Origin of the sequence: Bradyrhizobium sp. 23, assembly GCF_023073295.1 — a bacterium.
GTDB lineage: Bacteria > Pseudomonadota > Alphaproteobacteria > Rhizobiales > Xanthobacteraceae > Bradyrhizobium > Bradyrhizobium canariense_D.
The window spans coordinates 62236-62990 of sequence record NZ_JADPJF010000037.1 but is presented as its reverse complement, the minus strand read 5'-3'; the positions used below and the strand labels follow the sequence as shown (position 1 = coordinate 62990).

Here is a 755-nt window from a genome sequence, read left to right as displayed (position 1 = left end):
AGCCGCGCGAGAGCGGCGGCGCGCGCCGCCTGTCGGCGATGGCCGCGGTAGTGGCGATTGCAGCCAGTGTCGGCGCCATCAGCGGCGCGCTCGCGACCGCAGGGATGATGCACTTCGCAAGCTCCGCGCCGGCACAGGTTGCCGACACCAGCGCGCTGGAATCCTCGGTCGCCCGGATTGATGCCGATGTCGTCGCGCTCAAAGCCAACGTCGAGCATACCTCCAAGACCGGCCTCGGCCAGTTCAACCGGACCAACGACCGCCTCGACAAGCTCGAGAAGGCGCAGGCCGAGCCAATGGCCAAGATCGCAAAGCTGTCCGAGACGGTCGACAAGCTCCGCGCCACCCCGCCCGCGGCGCCCGTCCAGGCCGCAGCCGCCGTGCCCGCCAAGGAGACCACTGGTTCGATCGCACCGACCCAGGTTGCAACCGCCGCAGCTGCGCCGGCTCCCGTCGCACCCAAGACCGAGGTCGGCCGGTTGCCGACGGTCGAAGGCTGGGTGCTGCGCGACGTCTCCAACGGCGGCGCACTGGTCGAGGGCCGCGGTGGCCTCTACGAGGTGTATGCCGGTGACCCCATCCCAGGGGTTGGCCGTGTCGATGCGATCCGCCGTCAGGACGGCCGCTGGGTCGTCGTCACCAGCAAGGGGCTGATCGTCGCGCGCTGAGCGGCCCATATCCGATTTCCGAAAAGGCGCTTCACCACGATGTGAAGCGCCTTTTTGCTTGAATAGCCGTCCCTGCGCGGTGTTACC

The 755-nt window shown here is 68.7% G+C and carries 1 protein-coding gene; it reads left to right on the top strand.

Annotated elements, in window-relative coordinates:
- Positions 1-668 (top strand): hypothetical protein (locus IVB32_RS06235; protein ID WP_247409999.1); only part of this gene is annotated, 668 nt, incomplete at its 5' end.
- Between the last annotated feature and the right edge of the window lie 87 nt (positions 669-755).